Below are 16833 nucleotides of genomic sequence, written 5' to 3'. Positions count from 1 at the left end.
GAGTCGTCGTCTTGATCGCTTCGCTTTCCCCTTCGCTGCTGGCCGTCGCCCTCGTCGCCGCCATGCTCGCTCCCACCAGCGTGCGCGCCGAGGACGTCCCGCCCGATGCCGACGCGCAGGCGCGGATCCGCCAGCTCGACGCGGTGCAGGTGCAGGGCAGCCTGCTCGGCCGCTCCACCGTCGAGGACGTGCAGCACTACGCCGGCAGCCGCCAGGTGATCGACAGCACGCAGCTGCGCAGCGGCGCCAACCGCTCGCTGGACGAGGCGCTGCAGAAGGTGCCGGGCATCAAGGTGTTCGACGAGACCGGCACCGGCGCGCTGCCGCAGATCATGCTGCGCGGGCTGTACGAGAGCCGCAGCGGCCGCGTGCAGGTGCTGGAGGACGGCATTCCACTGGCGCTGGCGCCGTACGGGCAGACCAGCCTGTCGCTGTTCCCGGTCGGCATGAACCAGATCGACCGCATCGACATCGTGCGCGGCGGCGCCGCGGTGCAGTACGGCCCCAACAACGTCGGCGGCGTGATCAACCTGATCAGCCCGGACATCCCCACCACCTGGACCACCACGCTGGGCCAGAAGGTCACCGCCGGCGGCGCCGGGCATTACCTGAGCGACACCGCGATCAGCACCGGCGGCTACGCCAGCGAGACCTTCGGCCTGCAACTGGATGCGAACTGGACCAAGGGCGACTATTGGCGCGAACACAGCGCCACCGACATCAAGAACCTGCGCCTGCGCGCGGAGTGGTGGCTGACGCCGGACAAGCTGCTCAAGGCCCGCGTGCAGCGCTATGTCGCCGACATGGACATGGCCGGCGCCTTGTCCACCGCCGACTACCTGCGCGATCCGCGCCAGTCGACGCGGCCGCTGGATGCATTCACCGGTCGCACCACCCGCGCCTCGCTGGTCTACCAGCAGGACTTCGGCGACGTGGGGCCGTTCCAGGACCTGCGCCTGGACTGGAGCAACTTCAGCGCGCGCAGCAGCCGCAACTTCATCGTCGGCATGCGCCAGGCGTCTAGCGAGACCTGGCGCGCGGACCTGCCGCCGCAACTGCGGCAGAGCGCGCCGCGCGATTTCCGGGTCTACGGCAGCGAGCCGCGACTGAGCTGGACGATGGGCGACGGTGCAGTGCGCCAGCAATGGACGCTGGGCGCGCGCGCGATCAACGAGGACATCGACTTCCTGGTCGGCAACACCCGCCTCAGCGATGGCCTGTACACCCTGGTGCGCGACTGGCGCTTCAAGGACCGCGGCGCGGCGGCCTATGTCAGCGACGCGATCGCGTTCGCCGACGGCCGCGTCACCGTCACCCCCGGTCTGCGCTACGAGCAGGTCGATTCGCGCTACTACAACCTGGCCAGCGGCGCGCGCACCCGCAACAAGACCGACGACGTGCTGCCCGGCCTGACCCTGGGCGTCCAGGCCAGCCCGCAGTGGTACCTGTACGCCGACGGCCAGCGCTCGCTGCGCGCGCCGCAGGTCACCCAGATCATCTTCGGCGACAACCTCGACGCCGAACTGGCCTGGAACTACGAGGCCGGCGCGCGCTACCAGCCCAACGCGCGCACCCGCGTGCAGTTCGGCGGCTACCTGATCGACTTCGATCAGCAGATCCAGCTCGACAACACTACCCGCACCTACCGCAACCTCGGCAAGACCCGCCACCAGGGCGGCGAAGTGGAAGTGCAATGGAGCCCGGCGCACCTGCGCGCGCTGACCCTCAACGCCGGCTACGCCTATCTGGACGCACGCCAGAAGTCCGGCGTGTACGACGGCCTGCGCGTACCCTACACCTCGCGCAACCAGATCACCCTCGGCGCGTCGTACCGGCCCGAATCCGGTCATACCACCGTCGCCGTTTCCAGCTATTACTTCAGCCGTGCCTTCAGCGATGCGGCCAACACCGTGCAGGAAAACGCGATCGCCTCGGTCGGCGAACTGCCCTCCTACTGGGTGTGGAACGCGCAGCTGAGCCAGGTACTCAGCGAAGGGACCAGCGGCAAGCTCAGCGCGTCGCTGGCGGTCAACAACCTGTTCGATCGCAAGTACTGGTACCGCGGCATCGACACCAGCCCCTGGGGCCGGCAGCCGGCGCCGGGCCGCAGCGTCACCGTCGGTCTCGAGTACACGTTCTGATCCATCCCGGCGTCGGACGACGACGCCGGACGCCGCACCACCGCGTGCCAGCACGGCGCGCCGCCGCCCGCGGGAGACGCGGGCCAGTGCAACGGACGCAGCCGCGTCCTTCCCTACCCAGCGCGCGCCCGATGCGATGCGCCAGGCAACCACGCGACCCTGCCGCAGCCGCGGCGCATGCCTCCCGTGTCCGCCTCCGCGCGGCCGCGCCGGCGGCGTGCGTGCGCCTGCGCCCGACGAGACCCGCACATGACCCCGCACGACGCTCCCCTGCTGATCCTCAGCCACGTCTGCCACCCGGCGGTGACCGATGGCTTCCTCCCCGCCGCGCAGCGCCTGGGCGTGCCGGTGCTGCTGCTGACCGACCACCGCCACGCCCACCTCGACCACTTCCGCCGCCATCCGCCAGCCGCACCGATGCAGGTGCTGGAGTGCGACGTGTTCAATCCGCTGGGCGTGCTCGACCTGCTCGGCAGCCTGCCGCAGCCGCCACGCGCGGTGTTCAGCAACAGCGACCATCTGCAGGCCAGCGCCGCCGTGGTCGCCGCCGCGCTCGGCGTGCCGAGCAAGGATTGGCAGGTCTGCTACGCGGCCAAGAACAAGGCGGCGATGCGCCAGCGGCTGCGCGCGCTCGGTCTGCCGACGCCGTGGTTCTGCAGCCTGGCGCCGGGCGCGATGGCGCCCGCGCAGGCTCCCTGGCCGCTGATCGCCAAGCCGCGCGAAGGCGTGGCAAGCATGGACGTGCGCCACTGCGCCGACGCGACGGCGCTGCAGACCTATCTCGATGATTTCTGGCAGCGCCACCCGCAGCGCAGCGTGCTGCTGGAAAGCGTGCTGGACGGCCCGCTGTTCACCCTGGAAACGCTCGGCGACGGGCGCAGCCTGCAGCCGATCGGCGGCTTCGACGTGCAACTGTCGGCACCGCCGCATTTCGTCGAGTGCGAAGCGCGCTGGCGCGGCGCCACCGACACGCCGGTGCTGCAGCAGGCGCTGGCGCAACTGCAGGCGTTCGGCATCGGCTTCGGCGTGTGCCACAGCGAATTCATCCTCACCGCCGACGGCCCGGTACTGGTGGAGATCAACTACCGCAGCATCGGCGACGGCCGCGAATTCCTGCTCGATCGGCTGTTCGGCGGGCACTGGTTCGACAGCGTGCTCGGCCTGCACCTGGGCCGGCCGCTGCCGACGCTGCAGGCGCGCCGCGCGCACGCCCTGGTGCGCTACTACGTGGCCGAGCGCGACGGCACGCTGGCGGTGGCCAGCGCCGACCACGGCAGCAGCGACGCGCACTGGGAGGCGCGCTACCGGCGCCTGCGGCAACCCGGCGACGCGATCCGCCTGAGCCATTCCAACAAGGATTACCTGGGCGTGCTGGACGTGCTCGCCGACACCGAATCGGACCTGCAGCGAGCGCTGGCCAGCACCGAGGCATCCCTGCACTGGCGCATCGACACCACCATCGGAGCAGCCGCATGAGCCAGGACGCCGACCGCCACTACATCGACCTGCGCGTCATCGACGCCTGCCTGCGCGAAGACCTGCGCGGCATCGTCAGCCGCGGCGCCGCCGCCACCCCGCCGCCGGCGGTGCTCGCCGCCTGGCCGCAGGTGCCGCTGCCTGCGGACGCCATCTGGTGGCGCATCGCGCACCTGCCCGACGGCGAACTGTGGCTGCCGCTGCGCCGCGCCGGCTACCTGCAGACCGTGAGCGCCTGCAGCGACGGCTGGGTGCTGCACACCGGGCAGCACAGCGCCTACGAATCCGGCGCGGCGCAGTGGCTGGCGCGGCTCGGCGCCGGGCTCGATGCGCAGACCCAGGCGCTGCACCGCGCCTACGTCGAGGAAGCCGACTGCGCAGTGCGCCAGCGCGCGCTCGCGCGGCAAGCCTACGCGCAGCAACAGCCCCTGCTGGCCACCGCACTGGACGCGGCCGACGCGCACGAACGCGCCTACCGCTGCGAACAACTGGCCAGCCACCGCGACCATCCGTTCTATCCCAGCGCGCGCGCCAAGCTTGGCCTGGACGACGCCGACCTGCCGCGCTACGCGCCGGAGTTCGGCCCCAGCTTCGCGCTGCGCTGGCTGGCGCTGCCAGCCGCGCAGGTCACCCAGACCACGCCGCCGCCGGCCTTCTGGCCGCGCCCGAGCATGCTCGGCCTGGACCCGGCACTGGACGCCGATCACGTCGCCTGGCCGCTGCATCCGCTGATCTTCGCGCGGCTGGGCGAGGACGGCTTCGCCGTGCCCGACGGCGCGATCGCCGCGCCGCAGCCGTGGCTGCAGGTACGCCCGTCGCTGTCGCTGCGCACGGTGATCCCGCTGGCGTTTCCCGATCATCACCTGAAGCTGCCGGTGCCGATGCGCACGCTCGGCGCGCTCAACCTGCGCCTGATCAAGCCATCCACGCTGTACGACGGGCACTGGTTCGAACGCGTGCTGCGCGATCTCGCCGCGCACGATCCGGCGCTGGGCGAACGCTACCTGCACGTGGACGAGGCGCATGCCGGCCATGTCGGCGAGACCCGGCACCTGTCCTACCTGCTGCGCCGCTATCCGGCGCTGCCGGAGGCGACCCTGGTCCCCGTGGCCGGTCTGTGCGCGGCGCTGCCGGACGGCCGGCCGCTGGCCGTGCACCTGGCCGAGCGCTTCCATGGCGGCGACCTGACCGCCTGGTGGGACAGCTATCTGGCGCTGATGTGCCAGGTGCACCTGCGGCTGTGGCTGCGCTACGGCATCGCGCTGGAGGCCAACCAGCAGAACAGCGTGCTGATCTACGCCGCCGGGCGTGCGCCGCGGCTGCTGATGAAGGACAACGATGCGGCGCGGGTGCTGCTGTCGCGGCTGTACGCGCAACGGCCGGCGCTGGCCGCGTTGGGCACGCCGCGCGACACACGCATCGCGGTGCAGGACGACGCCGCGCTGGCGCGGATGTTCTGCACCATCATTTTGCAGCTGGATCTGCAGGCGGTGCTCGAAGGACTTGCGGAATGGCAGCCGGGACTGCGTGCAACGCTCTACGCGCTGCTGCGCGCGCGCCTGCACGGCACCCTGCGTACCTTGCGCGAAGAGGGCATCGATATCGCCCCGGCGCAGACGCTGCTGGATGCACCGAAGCTCCCGGTGAAGTACCTGCTCAGCGCCGGCAGCCTGCTCGGCAAGCAGATCACCGGCGCGGCGGACATCAACAAGTTCTACGGCGACAGCGCGCCCAACCTGCTGCGCGAGGATGCGCTGGCGGCGCGTGCGGCCGCGGCCGGGGCGGCGCGATGAAGCGCCTGCTCGGCCCGGTGCTGGCCGCGCACTACCTGGCCGCCTTCACCGCGCTGGGCATGCCGCTGTTCCTGCCGCAGGTGCTGCAGCAGCTGGCGCCGGGCGCAGCGATCGGCTGGAGCGGCGTGCTCTACGTGCTGCCGACCCTGTGCACCGCGCTCACCGCCAGCGCCTGGGGCCGGCTGGCGGATCGCTACGGACGCAAGCGCTCGCTGCTGCGCGCGCAACTCGGCCTGGCGTTGGGCTTCGTCATGGCCGGCTTCGCGCCGAACCTGGGCTGGCTGGTCGCCGGTCTGGTCGTGCAGGGCGCCTGCGGCGGCTCGTTGGCTGCGACCAATGCCTATCTCAGCAGCCAGGCGCAGAGTGGCTCGCTGGCGCGGGCGCTGGACTGGACCCAGTTCTCGGCGCGCCTGGCGATGGTCACCGCCCCGGCGCTGCTCGGCCTGGCCACCGCGCTGGGGCCGGCGCAGTCGCTCTACCGCTATCTGGCGCTGCTGCCGCTGCTCGCCTTCGCGCTGAGCTGGCGCTTGCCGGCCGATCCGCCGCGCGCGCCGGCGCCACGCGCGTCCACGCCCGCCGCGCCACACCTGGATGCGGCGCAGCGCCGCCAACGCTGGGCGCTGTGGACCACCCAGTTCCTGTTCTGCTTCGCGATGGTGGTGACCTTTCCCTATTTCCTGCCGTACGCGCAGGCCCACGGCATCGGCAGCAGCGCGGTCGCCGGATTGCTGTACAGCCTGCCGCACCTGGTCTATCTGGTGCTGATGCCGTGCTGGCGCGGTCGCGACCACCGCGTGTCGCCGCTGCCGGCGGGGCTGGCGCTGTTCGCCCTGGCCTGCCTGCTGCAGATGGCGCCGCCGGCGCCGGGCTGGTTGATCGCCGCGCGGCTGCTGTTCGGCCTGGGCATGTGGATGGCGCTGCGCGGCCTCAACCGCAGCCTGGCCGAGATCGCCGGCGGGCGCGGCGCCGGCCAGTTGTTCGGCCGTTTCGATGCGGCCGGCAAGTACGCCGGCGTCGCCGGCGGCGTCCTCGCCGGCGCCCTGGTGCAAGGCCATGGCCTGGCCGTGCCGTTCCTCGCCGCCGCCGCGGCCGCCCTGCTGGCGCTGCTGCCGGCCCTGATGCTCACGTCCGTTCGGAGAACCGTCCATGTCCCCGTTGCCGATGCATGACCCGTGGTACGACAGCCTCGCGCAAGCGCAGGCGATCACTTGCTGGCTCAACTGCTACCTGCGCGAAGTCGCGCTCGCTCGCGGCCTGGCTGACTTCGACTACCGCGGCTTGGACCGGCCCGGCGTGGCCGCCGCCGGCGAACGCTGGCTACGCCTGCAGCTCCCCTCGGGCGCGACGCTGTGCGTACGCCTGGCGCATGCCGACGGCCTTGGCCGCTGCCGCTTCGCCTCGGCGCCCTACCTCAAGGCCGACGGCCGTCCCTGGCACTGCCTGGACGCAGAGGCGCTGGTGCGCCTGCTGTTGCAGGAGCTGAGCGAAGGCGAACAGGCGCCGAACCTGGAACTGCTGGCGCAGAGCGCCAACAGCATCGCCATCACCGCGCAGCTGTTGCGCCAGGCCGAGGTCGCGTCGCCCACCGGCGAGGCGCTGATCGACGCCGAGCAGTCGATGCTGTGGGGTCACGCCTTCCATCCCACGCCCAAGAGCCGCGAAGGCGTGCCGCTGGAGCAGGTGCTGGCCTGCGCGCCGGAAGCGCGCAGTGTCTTCCCGCTGTTCTGGTTCCGCATCGACCCACGCCTGTACCGCGCGCAGGGCGATGACGTGCGCGCCACGCTGGCGCAGGCCGGCGGCGGCGCCGACCTGTACCCCTGCCATCCGTGGGAGGCCGAGCGCGTGCTGGCGCATCCGCTGCTGCGCCAGGCGCAGGCGCGCGGCTGGATCGAACCGCTGGGCGAACGCGGCCTGGCGCTGCGCCCGACTTCGTCGGTGCGCACGCTGTACCACGCCGAGCTCAATCATTTCCTCAAGCTGTCGGTGCATGTGCGCCTGACCAACTGCGTGCGCAAGAACGCCTGGTACGAACTGGAAAGCGCGGTGGCGCTGACCCGCCTGCTGGCGCCGGACTGGCAGGCGCTGGCGCAGCGCGTGCCCGGCTTCCACGTACTGCTGGAACCGGCCGCCACCGACCTGGACTTCTCCGCGCCGGAGGCCGACGCGCAGGCCTGCCGCGAACTCGGCGAGAGCTTCGGCGTGCTGTACCGACAGGCGATCCCCGCGGCGCAACGGGCGCGCTATCGCCCGCAGGTGGCCGGCGCGCTGTTCACCCACGACGCGCGCGGCCAGCCGGCCTGCGCCGCCGCGCTGCAGACACTGGCGCAGCGCAGCGGCAGCAGCGTGGAGGCCGCCACCGCAGCCTGGTTCCGCGCTTACGCGCAGTTGCTGCTGGACGGCGTGTGGAGCGCCTGGTTCGGCTACGGCATCGTGCTGGAGCCGCATCTGCAGAACACCGTGATCGGCTGCGAGGACGGCCTGCCGACACAGGTGTGGATCCGCGACCTGGAAGGCACCAAGCTGCTGCCGTCGCGCTGGCCGGCCGCACGCCTGCCGGGCATGTCCGAGACCGCGCGGCAGTCGCTGTACTACAGCGCCGAACGCGGCTGGAACCGCATCGCCTATTGCGCGCTGGTCAACAACCTGGCCGAAGCGATCTTCCACCTCGCCGATGGCCACGACCGCCGCGAACGCCAGCTGTGGCAGATCGTCGGCGACATCGCCCGCCGCTGGCAGCAGCGCCACGGCGCGCAACCGGCGCTGCAGGCCCTGCTCGATGGCGCGCCGCTGCCGGCCAAGAACAACCTGCGCCTGCGCCTGCTGCAGCGCGCCGACCGCCATGCCGACTACAGCTTCCTGCTCAACCCGATCGGCAGCGCCGCGCTGCGGCAGGTGGCGGCATGAGCCTGCGCATCGATCCCGCCCCGCTGCAAGCGGCGCTGGCGCGGCTGCGCGCACAGGCCGACGGCCCGGTCTGCGCCTATGTCTACGACCTGGCGGCGCTGCAGGCGCACGCGGCGATGCTGCGCGCACACCTGCCGGCCGGGTGCGAGCTGTTCTATGCGGCCAAGGCCAACGCCGAGCCGCCCGTGCTGCGCACCTTGGCGCCGTGGGTGGATGGCTTCGAAGCGGCCTCCGGCGGCGAGCTGCAGTGGCTGCACACGCACCAGCCAGGCCGCCAGCTGCTGTTCGGCGGCCCCGGCAAGCTCGATGCCGAGCTGCAGCTGGCCGCCAGCCTGCCCGACTGCAGCGTGCACGTGGAAAGCCTGGGCGAGTTGCAACGGCTGGCCCGCGTCGCCGCGTCGAGGGAGCGGCCGCTGTCGGTGTTCCTGCGCCTGAACATCGTGGTGCCGGGCATGCAGGACACGCGCCTGGTGATGGGCGGGCGGCCCTCGCCGTTCGGCCTGGACGTGGACGACCTGGACGCGGCGATGCAGGTGCTGCGCGGCGCGCGCGGGCTGCGCCTGGACGGCTTCCACTTCCACCTGCTGTCGCACCAGCGCGATGCGCAGCTGCAGTTGCGCCTGATCGCGCACTACCTGCAGACCGTGCAGGGCTGGCGCCAGACCTATGAGTTGGGACCGCTGACGGTGAACGCCGGCGGCGGCTTCGGCGTGGACTATGCCGATCCGGCGGCCTCGTTCGACTGGGCCGCGTTCTGCGCGGGCCTGCCGACGCTGCTGCGTACGCACGGCGAGGGCCTGCGCCTGCGCCTGGAGCCGGGCCGCTACGTCAGCGCCGCCTGCGGCTGGTACCTGATGGAGGTGCTGGACATCAAGCGCAGCCATGGCGCGCAGTTCGCCATCGGCCGCGGCGGCACCCATCATTTCCGCACGCCCGCCGCGCAGGGCCACGATCATCCGTTCCTGGTGCTGCGCGGCACGCAGCCGCCGGTGCTGCGCGATGCACGGGTGACCCTGGTCGGGCAACTGTGCACGCCCAAGGACGTGCTGGCCCGCGACCAGCCGGTGGCCGCGCTGGCGCCGGGCGACTGCCTGGCGTTCCCGTTGGCCGGCGCCTACGCCTGGAACATCTCGCACCAGCAGTTCCTGATGCATCCGCCGCCGCAGATGCTGTTCCTCGACGACCCGGCGCAGGCCGCGGACGCCATGCCGCAGCGCCGCATTGCCGACCCGGCCACCGCCGCGTCATGATCCGCTCGCCCGTGCCGGCACACCCTGCCGGCACACCCTCCGGAGCTGCCGCCATGACCCGTTCCGCTCGCTTCGCCGCCACCTGTTTGCTGCTGAGCTTTACTGCCGCCCCGCTGCTGGCCACCGCCGCGACCAAGCCACAAACCGCACAACAGACCTTGATGGCCAAGTGTTCGGCCCAGAACAAGGGCAAGAAAGGCGACGAGTACAAAAGCGCGCAAAAAGCCTGCCTCAGCGGTGGCAGCGCACCGGCGGCGGGCAACGCCTCGCAGCAACGGATGAAGGACTGCAACGCGCAAGCCGCCACGCAGAAACTGCAGGGCGACGCCCGCAAGACCTTCATGAGCGGCTGCCTCAAAAAGCAGTGAACTGACTAGCCCCTCTCCCCCCGGCGACCGAAGGAAGTCCCCGTGGGAGAGAGGGGTTGGGGTAAGGGTACGACAGCCAGCGAGGCCGGCAACAACCGTGTTGCCAGACGTCGCCGCTCTTACGAATCCCTAATCCCTAATCCCCATTCCCAAATCCCGGCCCTTCTCGGCCTGCACCGGCATGCCACCGTGATCCACTGGGATCGGCGCATAGTCCTCGCCAAACGCGACCTCGCCCGGCGTCCATCCGGAGCGCCGCCGCACCGCGCCCCAGAAGCGCTTGAGTCCTTCCACCTGCAGCGCCACCAGGCCCAGCTCGTTGTCGCGGTCGACCATCGGATCGCCCACCCCGGTCGGTCGCACCGGCTCGCCGTAGAGCGCCGTGCCGAACAGCACGTCCCAGAACGCGAACACCTGGCCGAAGTTGCAGTTGTGCAGGCCGGGCCGCTCCGGATCCACGCGCATGTGGTGTAGGCGATGGAACGGCGGATCGACCAGGAGTTTGTTCAGCACCGGGCCGAAGCCGAAGCGCGTGTTGGCGTGCGACAGGTTCTGCACCAGTTCGCCGAGCAGCATCAGCCAGGCGAACTCGTCGGCCTCGATGCCGAAGGCAATGCCCACCCCTGCCAGCACGAACGACTGCAGCGTGCCGTCCAGGTAGTTGCTGCGGTCGTTGGCCCAGCAGCTGAGCTGGCGCTGGCTGTGGTGCATGCTGTGCATGGCCCACCACCACGGCATCCAGTGCTGCACCCGGTGCATCCAGTAGTAGGTGAAGTCGTAGGCCAGGTAGTACAGCGCGAACAGCGCCAGCGGATGCCGGTCCAGCCACGGCCACAGATGCCGAAGGCCGGTCTCCGGCGCCGCCGCGGCATTGGGATCGGCGCCGCCCAGCGCGTTGACCACCGGGGTCAGGATCAGGAACGAGAACAGCGGGAACACGCCGATCAGCATCAGCCAGGTGTAGTGGAAATCGATGCGCGCCAGCCGCCGGTGTTCCCAACGCTCGGCCGGCCACAGGCTTTCCAGCGGCCGGAACAGCACGCCGATGATGGACAGTTGCAGCGCGGCCACCAGCAGCGAGGCGGCGATGTCGTGCGGATCGTCGCTGAGGCCGCTCAGGTGCAGCGCCGCCAGCAGCGGCGCCACCGCGTGGCTGGCGACCAGGTCGACCAGCGTGGACCAGGCGTGGGCAATGGACGAAACCATGGCGATGACAGGCATGCGAAGACGGCGATGGGGGCACGACGGCCGGCGCGACAGCATGCTGCCGCTGGCTTTCGCCAAGCTGTCCGCGTCGGCCGAGGCCGGCCGCCACTGCCCGCGCTAGTGCGCCGCGGCGGCGCCCGGGCGCCGGCTCGGCAGCAACGCCGCGACGATCCCCAGCAGCGGCAGGAACGACATCACCTGGTACACGAAGACGATGCCGCGGTGGTCGGCGAGCAGGCCCAGCACCGCCGCGCCCAGCCCGCCCATGCCGAAGGCGAAGCCGAAGAACAGCCCGGAGATGGTGCCGATGCGCCCAGGCATCATTTCCTGCGCGTAGACCAGGATCGCCGAGAACGCCGAGGACAGCACGAAGCCGATCAGCACGGTCAGCGCGGTGGCCGCGTGCAGGCCCACGTGCGGCAGCGCCAGCGCGAACGGCGCCACGCCCAGGATCGACACCCAGATCACCGGCTTGCGGCCGATGCGGTCGCCGACCGGGCCGCCGATCAGCGTGCCCAGCGCCGAGGCCAGCAGGAACGCGAACAGATGCAACTGCGCGCTCTGCACCGAGACGCCGAAGCGCTGGATCAGGTAGAAGGTGTAGTAGCTGCTCAGCCCGGCGATGTAGAAGTACTTGGAGAAGATCAGCAGCAGCAGGATGCCGACGATGCGCACCACCATGGCGCGCGGCAGCGCGGGCGCCGTGGCGACCGGCCGCGGCGCGGCGCGCGCGGCCTGCAGGTGCAGCGCGTACCAGCGCCCGACATAGGACAGCAAGGCGATGCCGAGCAGCGCCGCACCGCCGAACCAAGCCACGCTGTGGCGCCCGTTGGGCACGATCACCGCCGCGGCGATCAGCGGCCCCAGCGCGGTGCCGGTGTTGCCACCGACCTGGAACACCGACTGGGCCAGGCCATGGCGGCCGCCCGAGGCCAGCCGCGCGATGCGCGAGGATTCGGGATGGAAGATCGCCGAGCCGATCCCGACCAGGGCCGCGGCCAGCAACACCATGCCGAAGCTGGGCGCATAGGCCAGCAGCAACAGTCCGCACAGCGTGGAACCCATGCCCATCGGCAGCGAATACGGCGCCGGTCGGCGATCGGTGCGCAGCCCGATCAGCGGCTGGAACAGCGAGGCGGTGATCTGGTACGTGAGGGTGATCAGGCCGACCTGGGCGAAGCTGAGCTGGAACTGGCCCTTGAGCACCGGGTACAGCGCCAGGATCAGCGACTGCATCATGTCGTTGATCAGGTGCGAGGAGGTGATGGCCGCGAGCACGCCGGCGGCAAGCCTGCGCGGTGCGGCAGTGGAGCTGGCGGCGGTGGGACTGGCGGCAGGAGCGGAGGCGGGGGTGGCCGCGGACGCGGCGGGGCGCAGAGAGGACATGGCGGAACGGGCAGCGCGAGGGTGGACGCATGGTAGGCTTCCCGGCCCCGACCTTCCCGCGCGACATGACCATTCCCTATCGCGAAAAGGACATGGCGCAACCGCCGTCGCCGCGCAATGCGGACGACGCCGCAGCCGACGTGGTGTGCAAGGCCACCGACTACCCCGGCGACAGCGCCATCCCCCCGCATCGCCATGCCCGCCACCAGTTGGTCTACGCGGTGTCCGGGCTGATGGTGGTGCGCTCGGGCCAGGGCCACTGGGTGGTGCCGAGCACGCGTGCGCTGTGGATGCCGGCCGGCACCGAGCACAGCGTGCGCTGGATCGGCATGCTGCGCATGCGCAGCCTGTACATCCGCCCCGACGCCATCGCCGGCATGCCCGACACGCCGGCCGTGGTGGCGGTGGAGCCGTTGCTGGAAGCGCTGATCCGCAGCGCCGCCGAGATCCCCTGGGACCATGCCACCGACTCGCGCGACGGGCGGCTGATGCGGCTGATCCTGGACGAACTGCATGCGCTGCCGGCACTGCCGCTGTACCTGCCGCAGCCGCGCGATCCGCGCCTGCTGCGCATCGGCGCCGCACTCGACGCCGACCCGGCCGACCCCACCACCCTGCACGCCTGGGCCGCGCAACTGGAGGTGGACGTCAAGACCATCCAGCGCCTGTGCCAGCGCGACCTGCGGATGCGCTTCGGCCAATGGCGGCAGCAACTGCGCCTGCTGCGCGGACTCGAACGGCTGGCCGCAGGCGACCGCATCATCGACGTGGCGATGGACCTGGGCTACGACAGCCCCAGCGCGTTCACCGCCATGTTCAAGCGCCAGTTCGGGCAGCCGCCGAGCCAGTTCTTCCGGTAGCGGCCCCGAGGCGGCGGCGCATCGACCGCGCAGTCACCAGCACGCGGCCAGGCACCGGCGTCTGACCATGCAGCATCGCTGCCGGCCATGGCACCGGCGATCAGGCATTGGACCTGGATTTGGAGGCGGCGGACGCGCGACGCGCGCTGATGCGCTCGACCATCTGCATGTGCTGCGTGCCCCACTCGCACAACCCTGCCAGCGCCGCCGCCAGGGACTGCCCGAACGGCGTCAGCGCGTACTCGACCCTGGGCGGGATCTCCTGGAAGTCGGTGCGGGCCACGACCTGGTCGCGTTCCAGTTCCTTGAGCTGCTGGATCAGCACCTTGTCGGTCACGCCGCCGATGGCACGCCGCAACTCGCCGTAGCGGTGCACGTGCTTCGCCAGGTTGTAGAGGATCAGCGGCTTCCACTTGCCGCCAAGCACGGACAGGGCGGCCTCGAGACCGCAACTGAAGGTGGCGTTCGCCATGATCCGACCGCTCCGAAGGCACTTACCAAATGGTGCATACTATTCAAAAGAATAGCCCAGTTCTACAGTGGCGCCTCCCCATTCTCTGGAGTGCAGCATGCGCAGGCTCGAGGGCAAGATTGCAGTGGTGACCGGCGGCAACAGCGGCATCGGTCTGGCAAGCGCGATCCGCTTCGCCGCCGAAGGCGCGCAGGTCGTCATCGTCGGGCGTCGGCAGGAGGAACTGGACAAGGCGTTGCGCCTGATCGGCGCCGACGCCGTCGCCATCCAGGGCGACATTTCGAAGCTGGACGATCTGGACCACGTCTTCGCCCAGGTCGAAGCCAGCAAAGGCCGCATCGACGTGCTGTTCGCCAATGCGGGACTGGGCGACTTCCAGCCGCTCGGCTCGATCACCGAGGATTCCTTCGATCGCACCTTCGGCGTCAACGTCAAAGGCACGCTGTTCACCGTGCAAAAGGCGCTGCCGCTGATGCGCGCCGGCGGTTCGGTGATCCTCACCGGTTCCACCACCGGCAGCATGGGCACGGCGGCATTCAGCGTCTACAGCGCCACCAAGGCCGCCCTGCGCAACTTCGCCCGCAGCTGGGCGCTGGACCTGAAAGGCACGGGCATCCGCGTCAACGTGCTCTCGCCCGGGCCGATCGCAACGCCCGGGCTGGACTCGGTGCTGTCCGGCACGGGCCAGCAGGAGGCGATCCTCGACGGCATGACCGCGCAGCTCCCGCTGGGCCGCATCGGGCGCGCGGAAGAGGTCGCGGCGACGGCGCTGTTCCTGGCCTCGGACGAGAGCAGCTTCATGACCGGCAGCGAGGTGTTCGTGGACGGCGGATTCGCGCAGGTCTGAACGACGCGACGCCGGTTCCGCCCTGCCGGCACAGCCCGGCCGACCGGTCGAATCGCGCGCCGATCAGGACGGCAGCGGCGCCGAGGGTGTCAGCAGCGCCTGCGCTTGCACGCGTTCCTGCGCGCCCGCCTGCAGATACTCGCGTGCGCACAGCGCCATGTCCCACAGCAGCATCGCCGTGTGCCAGTGCGCCTGCGCCTGCGCGTCCTGGCGGTCGCCGGCCAGGACCGCATGGTGGCGCGCCGCGCGCATGGCCTGGTGGGCAACGCCCGGCAGGTCGCCGCGCGCGAGCCGGCGCAGCACCGCACGCACCCGCGGCCCCGGCGCGCCACCGGTCCGCGCCAGATCAAGCGCGTCGCTGCCCATGCCCAGCGCGCCGAGCAAGGCGGCCAGGTCGCGCTGCAGCGTCGCCTCCGGCAGCGCAGCGGCCAGGCCCAGGCGCGCGCGCATGCGATCGGCCATCAGGCCGAACCAAGCCCGTCGTTTCATGCGCCGCGGATGCAGCGCGATCGCCGCGAGATCGGCATCGACCGAACGCCGCAGCCGGCGCACGTATCGCCCGGCCCCACTGGGCAGCAGCACGGTGAACATCAGCACGCCGATGCCGATCCCCAGCAAAAGCGTCAGCGCGCCATTGAACAGTTGCACCACGCCGGTATTGGTGCCGTTGAGCGGCCCCACCAGATCGATGAAGAAGATCGAGCCGCTGGCCCCCAGCGCGGCGGTCGACGGCCGCCGCATCGCCAGGCCGGCCAGGATCAGGAACGGCGCCAGCACCACCACCAGCCCGGCGAAATCCTCCACCCATGGCAGCAGCCAGACGATGCACACGAAGGCCGCCAGCGCCGACAGCCCGGCGCCCTTGAGAAAGCCGAGACCGCCGGACACCGGATCGGGTCGGGTCGCATACAGCGCGCACACCACGCCAACGATGGTCACCATGCCCGAACCGGCACTCCAGCCGCTGTAGACCCAGAACAAGGACGCCGCCCCCACCGCCAGGAAGGCGCGCAGTGCGTTGTACGCCGCCTCGTGCAGGTCCCGATGGCGGCGTGTGGCGAAGCGGTGGCGCGACGGCCGGCCCTGTTCGAACGCGGCCTGTTCGTGCTGGCTGGCCTGCAGGTCGCGCACGATGTTGCGCGCGTGTTCCAGCGCGAAGGCACGGTCGAAGGCCTCGCGCCGATGCGCGCACAACCGGCGCAGGCGGCGATGGCGCTGCTCGAGCAGATCCAGTGCGGCGGCCAGTTGTTCCCGGCCAGGCAGCCGGCCCTCGGCGCGCTGGACCAACACATCGTGCACGCCGCGCAGCGCGCGCGAAGGCGCGCGTCCATCCAGGCCGACCCGGCACGATTGCGCCGCCGACAGTTGCGCCAGCATCAGGTAACTGATGTGCCGCAGGCGCCCGCCCAGCCGCGCGATCTCGCGCGAGCGCGCGGCGGCATAGTCGACCGCATCGTTGAGCGCCAACGCGCTGGCGAAGAAGCCGTGGATCTGCGTGCCGGTCGCCTCGCCGCGCAGCAGCCGCGCGGCCAGCGCGCTGCCCTGGCGCAGATACGCCTCCAGCCGCGCCTCCAGTGCCGGGCGCGGCGACGCCGGCGAGAAGATCGACGCCATCGCGCCTTCGACCAGGATGCCGAGCAGGATCTCGGTGGCGCGCGCCACGGCGATGTCGAACACCTGCTGCGGATGGGCGGTGGAGGACATGCCCACGATCATCGCCGTGTAGCCGGCCAGCACCACGCCATAGCTGCGGAAGGCCGAGACCACGCTGGCCATGCCGGTGCACACGCCCAGCCACAGCGCCAGCGCGATCATGAACAAGGGCGGCGCCTGGCCGAACAGGCCCATCAGCACCACGGCCATGCCGGCCCCCACCAGCGTGCCGACGATGCGGTTGCGCGCCTTGACCACGCTCATGCCGCGGTCGGCCTGGGCCACGATGAAGACCGTCATCGCCGCCCACTTGGGGTCTTCCATCGAACACAGCAGCGCGATGGCCAGCGCCAGCAGCGCGGCAGCCGTGGTCCGCAGCGCAAACCACAACGCGGGCGGAGGACGGAAGCGGACCATCGACACCGGGTCGAAGCAGGGCAGGCGCATGGCCATCATCGTAGAAGCAGATCGCCTGCG

Annotated in this window: 13 protein-coding genes; 9 read left to right on the top strand and 4 right to left on the bottom strand. The window is 71.1% G+C overall.

Annotated features, from left to right (window positions below):
• The first annotated feature begins 11 nt into the window (after positions 1-11).
• From NUG21_RS05955 to NUG21_RS05925, 7 genes are all read left to right on the top strand, one after another.
• Positions 12-2141, top strand: a complete 2130-nt coding sequence (locus NUG21_RS05955) for a TonB-dependent receptor family protein (protein ID WP_263392544.1) — start codon at positions 12-14, stop codon at positions 2139-2141.
• 249 nt (positions 2142-2390) lie between these two features.
• Positions 2391-3617 (top strand): ATP-grasp domain-containing protein, encoded by a 1227-nt coding sequence (locus tag NUG21_RS05950; RefSeq protein WP_263392543.1) that lies wholly within the window; start codon positions 2391-2393, stop codon positions 3615-3617.
• Positions 3614-5410, top strand: coding sequence for an IucA/IucC family protein (locus tag NUG21_RS05945; protein ID WP_263392542.1), 1797 nt, complete (start codon positions 3614-3616; stop codon positions 5408-5410). Before NUG21_RS05950 ends, NUG21_RS05945 begins: the two co-directional genes overlap by 4 nt.
• Positions 5407-6579, top strand: coding sequence for an MFS transporter (locus NUG21_RS05940; protein WP_263392541.1), 1173 nt, complete (start codon positions 5407-5409; stop codon positions 6577-6579). Before NUG21_RS05945 ends, NUG21_RS05940 begins: the two co-directional genes overlap by 4 nt.
• Entirely contained in the window at positions 6557-8314 is a 1758-nt protein-coding gene (locus NUG21_RS05935) for an IucA/IucC family protein (RefSeq protein ID WP_263392540.1), read from the top strand. The genes NUG21_RS05940 and NUG21_RS05935 overlap by 23 nt, the downstream gene beginning before the upstream one ends.
• Positions 8311-9564: a type III PLP-dependent enzyme gene (locus NUG21_RS05930; RefSeq protein ID WP_263392539.1), complete on the top strand. Its 1254-nt coding sequence runs from the start codon at positions 8311-8313 to the stop codon at positions 9562-9564. The genes NUG21_RS05935 and NUG21_RS05930 overlap by 4 nt, the downstream gene beginning before the upstream one ends.
• Positions 9565-9617: 53 nt before the next feature.
• Positions 9618-9932: a PsiF family protein gene (locus NUG21_RS05925; protein WP_160948372.1), complete on the top strand. Its 315-nt coding sequence runs from the start codon at positions 9618-9620 to the stop codon at positions 9930-9932.
• Positions 9933-10061: 129 nt separating this feature from the next.
• Here the strand turns inward: NUG21_RS05925 and NUG21_RS05920 are convergent, their stop codons facing one another.
• Both NUG21_RS05920 and NUG21_RS05915 read right to left on the bottom strand, forming a co-directional pair.
• Positions 10062-11138 carry a sterol desaturase family protein gene (locus NUG21_RS05920; RefSeq protein WP_263392538.1) on the bottom strand — a complete coding sequence of 359 codons (1077 nt, stop codon included), beginning with the start codon at positions 11136-11138 and terminating at the stop codon, positions 10062-10064.
• Positions 11139-11255: 117 nt separating this feature from the next.
• Positions 11256-12524: an MFS transporter gene (locus NUG21_RS05915; protein ID WP_160948374.1), complete on the bottom strand. Its 1269-nt coding sequence runs from the start codon at positions 12522-12524 to the stop codon at positions 11256-11258.
• Between the two features lie 29 nt (positions 12525-12553).
• Between NUG21_RS05915 and NUG21_RS05910 the strand changes: the two genes are divergently transcribed.
• Positions 12554-13384: an AraC family transcriptional regulator gene (locus NUG21_RS05910; protein WP_263392537.1), complete on the top strand. Its 831-nt coding sequence runs from the start codon at positions 12554-12556 to the stop codon at positions 13382-13384.
• A gap of 100 nt (positions 13385-13484) precedes the next feature.
• On the opposite strand, the gene NUG21_RS05905 is transcribed toward NUG21_RS05910, so the two are convergent.
• Positions 13485-13856: a winged helix-turn-helix transcriptional regulator gene (locus NUG21_RS05905; RefSeq protein ID WP_263392536.1), complete on the bottom strand. Its 372-nt coding sequence runs from the start codon at positions 13854-13856 to the stop codon at positions 13485-13487.
• Between the two features lie 97 nt (positions 13857-13953).
• On the opposite strand from NUG21_RS05905, the gene NUG21_RS05900 reads away from it, so the two are divergent.
• Positions 13954-14703, top strand: a complete 750-nt coding sequence (locus NUG21_RS05900) for an SDR family NAD(P)-dependent oxidoreductase (protein ID WP_263392535.1) — start codon at positions 13954-13956, stop codon at positions 14701-14703.
• Between the two features lie 63 nt (positions 14704-14766).
• Here the strand turns inward: NUG21_RS05900 and NUG21_RS05895 are convergent, their stop codons facing one another.
• A complete protein-coding gene (locus NUG21_RS05895; RefSeq protein WP_263392534.1) occupies positions 14767-16803 on the bottom strand; it encodes an FUSC family protein in 2037 nt (678 codons plus the stop codon).
• Positions 16804-16833 lie beyond the last annotated feature (30 nt).

It is taken from the genome of Xanthomonas sp. CFBP 8445, assembly GCF_025666235.1.
Taxonomy (GTDB): domain Bacteria; phylum Pseudomonadota; class Gammaproteobacteria; order Xanthomonadales; family Xanthomonadaceae; genus Xanthomonas_A; species Xanthomonas_A indica.
The sequence above is the reverse complement of the archived record's forward strand: the minus strand, read 5'-3'. Positions and strand labels throughout refer to the sequence as shown.

Excerpts from the sequence above, each read along its gene's own strand:
- NUG21_RS05945 (WP_263392542.1), top strand. The coding sequence starts at position 3,614 with ATGAGCCAGGACGCCGACCGCCACTACATCGACCTGCGCGTCATCGAC.
- NUG21_RS05950 (WP_263392543.1), top strand. The coding sequence starts at position 2,391 with ATGACCCCGCACGACGCTCCCCTGCTGATCCTCAGCCACGTCTGCCAC.
- NUG21_RS05940 (WP_263392541.1), top strand. The coding sequence starts at position 5,407 with ATGAAGCGCCTGCTCGGCCCGGTGCTGGCCGCGCACTACCTGGCCGCC.
- NUG21_RS05930 (WP_263392539.1), top strand. The coding sequence starts at position 8,311 with ATGAGCCTGCGCATCGATCCCGCCCCGCTGCAAGCGGCGCTGGCGCGG.
- NUG21_RS05925 (WP_160948372.1), top strand. The coding sequence starts at position 9,618 with ATGACCCGTTCCGCTCGCTTCGCCGCCACCTGTTTGCTGCTGAGCTTT.
- NUG21_RS05895 (WP_263392534.1), bottom strand. The coding sequence starts at position 16,803 with ATGCGCCTGCCCTGCTTCGACCCGGTGTCGATGGTCCGCTTCCGTCCT.
- NUG21_RS05935 (WP_263392540.1), top strand. The coding sequence starts at position 6,557 with ATGTCCCCGTTGCCGATGCATGACCCGTGGTACGACAGCCTCGCGCAA.
- NUG21_RS05910 (WP_263392537.1), top strand. The coding sequence starts at position 12,554 with ATGGTAGGCTTCCCGGCCCCGACCTTCCCGCGCGACATGACCATTCCC.
- NUG21_RS05900 (WP_263392535.1), top strand. The coding sequence starts at position 13,954 with ATGCGCAGGCTCGAGGGCAAGATTGCAGTGGTGACCGGCGGCAACAGC.
- NUG21_RS05920 (WP_263392538.1), bottom strand. The coding sequence starts at position 11,138 with ATGGTTTCGTCCATTGCCCACGCCTGGTCCACGCTGGTCGACCTGGTC.
- NUG21_RS05905 (WP_263392536.1), bottom strand. The coding sequence starts at position 13,856 with ATGGCGAACGCCACCTTCAGTTGCGGTCTCGAGGCCGCCCTGTCCGTG.
- NUG21_RS05915 (WP_160948374.1), bottom strand. The coding sequence starts at position 12,524 with ATGTCCTCTCTGCGCCCCGCCGCGTCCGCGGCCACCCCCGCCTCCGCT.